The sequence below is a fragment of the Actinophytocola sp. genome (genome assembly GCF_050699935.1).
Lineage (GTDB): Bacteria > Actinomycetota > Actinomycetes > Mycobacteriales > Pseudonocardiaceae > Actinophytocola.
The window spans coordinates 1-3793 of record NZ_JBOHGB010000273.1 but is presented as its reverse complement, the minus strand read 5'-3'; the positions used below and the strand labels follow the sequence as shown (position 1 = coordinate 3793).

General features: G+C 72.0%; 3 protein-coding genes. 1 reads left to right on the top strand and 2 read right to left on the bottom strand.

Annotation, left to right across the window (positions count from 1 at the left end; all coding sequences use genetic code 11):
- Window positions 1-191 precede the first annotated feature (191 nt).
- Together ACRDTB_RS37645 and ACRDTB_RS37640 are read right to left on the bottom strand one after the other, a co-directional pair.
- Complete coding sequence (locus ACRDTB_RS37645) at window positions 192-986, bottom strand: SCO1664 family protein (RefSeq protein ID WP_431437047.1); 795 nt, start codon at window positions 984-986, stop codon at window positions 192-194.
- Between the two features lies 1 nt (window position 987).
- Entirely contained in the window at window positions 988-1560 is a 573-nt protein-coding gene (locus tag ACRDTB_RS37640) for a DUF3090 domain-containing protein (RefSeq protein WP_431437045.1), read from the bottom strand.
- 129 nt (window positions 1561-1689) lie between these two features.
- Between ACRDTB_RS37640 and ACRDTB_RS37635 the strand changes: the two genes are divergently transcribed.
- Window positions 1690-3636, top strand: coding sequence for a prolyl oligopeptidase family serine peptidase (locus ACRDTB_RS37635; RefSeq protein ID WP_431437044.1), 1947 nt, complete (start codon window positions 1690-1692; stop codon window positions 3634-3636).
- Window positions 3637-3793: the final 157 nt, after the last annotated feature.

The window sequence follows — 3793 nt, the reverse complement described above, 5'->3', positions numbered from 1 at the left end:
GTGTCGGTGTCCACCTAACCTCGCGAGTCCAACGCCCAGGACCCGCGAGTCCAACATTCGGAACACGCGTGTTCGACACTCGAATGTCGACACGCGGCCGGTACGTTCGACTCGCCGGTCTCGAACGTTGGACTCGCGGGTCCGGAACGTTCGACTCGCCGGTCCGGAACGTTGGACTCGCGGTGTTGGGGTTAGAAGGCTGGCCAGGGGATCGCGCGGTAGTCGGCACCCGGAGTCGGGAACCGCGCCGTCCCCCGCAGCAGCTCGACCCTCGTGCACAGGGCGCGGATCTCCACCCTCGTCAGGTGCTCCGCCAGGTCCTCCCCCAGCGAACCGTCCACAGCGGACCGCAACGTGCCCAGCATGTCGTGCACGTCCTCCGGCAGCGGCTCGTCCACCCAGCCCCACAACACCGTCCGCAGCTTGTCCTCGGCGTGCAGGCAGATGCCGTGGTCCACGCCGTACACCTCGCCGTCCGTGCCGTGCAGGACGTGCCCGCCCTTGCGGTCCGCGTTGTTGATCACCACGTCCAGGGCCGCCATCATGCGGACCGCCGGGTGGTCGGAGTGCGCCAGGACCGCCGGCTCGCCGAACCGGTCGTGCGCGCGGAGCACCCGTCGCCAGCCGGCCGGGACCTCGCCGGGCGGCAGGACGTCGACGAGGTCGTCGCCCTCCTTCGTGTCCACCCACAGCTGCACCATGCCGGGACCGAACGGGCCCGCCCGAAACACGGTCGGCGGGACCAGGTGCAGGCCCGCCGCCTCCGACACCAGGTACGCGCCGACTTCCCGGCCGGCCAGCGTGCCGTCCGGGAAGTCCCACAGGGCCCGCTCGCCGGACACCGGCTTGTACACACAGTGCGCGACCGCGCCCGCGCCGCTGATCTCGCAGAACAGCGTCGCGTTGGAAGCATCCACGAGCCGGCCCTCGACCTCGATGCGTCCCCTCGTGAGCAGCTCGGCGACGGCCGGATCGGACGGCAGCAACTCAGTCCGTCTCGTCTTCGGTCCGCCGGTACCCGTTCTGTCGCGGGCACACGTGCCCGGCCGGGTCCAGCGGCTCCCCACACAGCGGGCACGGCTTGCGCCCGGCGTTGATCACCCGGTCGGCCCGCTCGGCGAACGCGCGCGCCTCGGCCGGGGTCAGGAACACTCGCACGGCGTCCGGGCCCTCCTCGGTGTCGTCGAGCACGACCGACTCGTCGACCTCGCCCTCGGTGATCGCGAGCAGCTCGATGACAACCGCGCGGGTCTCGGAGTCCCAGCCGAGCCCCATCGTCCCGACGCGGAACTCCTCCTCCACGGGCACCTTCAGCGGGTCCGCGTCGACCAGGTCGTCCGGCGTCTCGTCGGGCAGGTCGGCCCCGAACCGCCGGTGCACCTCCTCGAGCAGTGATCCGATGCGCTCGGCGAGCACGGCCATCTGCTGCTTCTCCAGCGTCACGCTGATGGTCCGGGCACTCTCCGAAGCCTGCAGGTAGAACGTCCGGTCTCCGGGTTGCCCGACCGTGCCGGCAACGAACCGATCGGGTTGGCGGAAGACATGAATGACACGAGCCATGGCACCTCCGACCCTACGGCAAACATCGCAGTCGAGCAGGCCTGTTCCCGCACCACGACGGATCTGCGGCAACGTTATCGAAGGTGGTCAAGCGGGGCCGACCGGCCCGCACCGCGCTAGGGTTCCCGCGTGGTGAAGATCGCACAGTACGGTGCCTGGGAGTCACCGCTGTCCGCCGCGCAGGTCGCCGCCGCGGACGGCCAGCCCAAGTGGGTGGACCTGCACGGCGGTCGTGTCTGGTGGGCCGAGACCAGGCCGACCGAGGACGGCCGCGTCGCCCTGCTCCACGAAGGACCCGAGGGACCAGGTGGTCGGCCGGTCGAGATTCTGCCCGCCCCGTGGAACGTCCGCAACCGGGTCCACGAGTACGGCGGCCGGCCCTGGACCGTGCTCGCGCGCCCGGGCGGTCCGCTGGTCGTCTTCACCCACTGGGCCGACCAGCGGCTCTACGCCCACGAGGTAGGCGGGTCCGGCGAGCCGCGGCCCATCAGCCCCGAACCCGCGCGCCACCACGGTGTCCGGTATGCCGACCTCTCCCCCGGGCCGGACGGCGACTCCGTGCTGTGCGTGCGCGAGACAGTCGTCGGCGACGGGCCAACCGACATCCGCCGCGATCTGGTCACGCTGCCGCTCGACGGCGACGTGCCGGGTGAGCCGCGGGTGCTCGCCGCGAGCCACCGCTTCATGTCCGGCCCGCGCCTGAGCCCCGACGGCACCCGGCTGGCCTGGATCGGCTGGGACCATCCGCGCATGCCGTGGGACGGCGCCGAGCTGTGCGTCGCGCCGCTCGGCGGCGAGCACCGGGTGCTCGCCGGCGGGCCGCGGGAGAGCGTCTGCCAGGTCGAGTGGGAGTCCGCCGGCACGCTGCTCGCGCTCAGCGACCCGGATGGCTGGTGGAACCTGTTCCGCATCGGGCTGGACGGGTCGAGCCACAACCTGGCGCCATGCACCGAGGAGCTCGGCGGACCATTGTGGACACTCGGCATGCGCTGGTTCGCGTCGCTGGGCGAGGGCCGGCACGCGGTCCTGCGCTCCGGGCGGCTCGCAGTGCTCGACGAGCGCACAGCCACGGTGACCGATGTGGACACCGACCTGACGATGTGGACGACCGACCTCGCCGTGCGCGACGGCTCGGTGGTCTCCGCCGCGGGCGGGCCGGCCACGGACCTCGCCGTCGTCACGCTCGACCTCACCACCGGCGCGACGACGACGCTGTCCGCCGAGCCGGCCGACCCGCCCAACCCGGCCTATCTCCCGATCCCCACCGAACGCCACTTCGAGGGCCCGGACGGGCGGACGATCCCCGCGCTGGTGTACCCGCCCCGCAACCAGGACTTCACCGGCCCCGAGGGCACCGCGCCGCCCTGCCTCGTCTACGCGCACGGCGGGCCCACCGGCAAGGTCCGCGCCACGCTGGACCTCGACGCCGCGTACTTCACCAGCCGCGGCTTCGGCTACGTCGCGGTCAGCTACGGCGGCTCGTCGGGCTACGGCCGCGCGTTCCGTGAGTCCCTCAACGGCGAGTGGGGCGTGGTCGACGTCAACGACTGCGCGACGGTGGCGGCCGCGCTCGCCGCGGAGGGCTCGGCCGACGGCACGCGGCTCGCCATCCGCGGCGGCAGTGCCGGCGGCTGGACCTCGGCGGCCTCGATGACCACAGTGGACACCTACCGGTGCGCCACGATCATGTTCCCGATCCTCGACATGCTCGCCTGGGTCGGCGAGACGCACGACTTCGAGTCCCGCTACCTCGACACCCTCGTCGGCACGCTGCCCGAGCACACCGACCGCTACGTCGAGCGGTCGCCGATGAACCGGACGGACAAGCTCGCCGGCCCCGTCCTGCTGCTGCAGGGGCTCGAGGACGAGGTGTGCCCGCCAGAGCAGGCCGACCGGTTCGTCGCGAGCCTCGACGGCAGCGGCGTGCCGCACGCGTACCTGACGTTCGAGGGCGAGCAGCACGGGTTCCGCCGCGCCGACACCAACCGGATCGCGCTGGAGGCCGAGCTGTCCTTCTACGGCCAGGTGTTCGGCTTCGACACCCCCGGCGTGCCGAAACTGAAGCTGCGGACGTGAGCGGGAGCGACGTAGCGTTCGCCGTCTGGACTGACGAGCCCGCGCAGGCGCGCCAGCGCCGAGCACGTGAGGAGGGAAGACGGCGAGTAGCGCAGGAACGAAGCGAACCATTCAACACCGTGAGCGGGAGCGACGCAGCGTTCGCCGTCTGGACCGA

What these genes read in the sequence shown, in the direction of transcription:
- ACRDTB_RS37640 (WP_431437045.1), bottom strand. Translation starts at nt 1,560, where the DNA reads ATGGCTCGTGTCATTCATGTCTTCCGCCAACCCGATCGGTTCGTTGCC.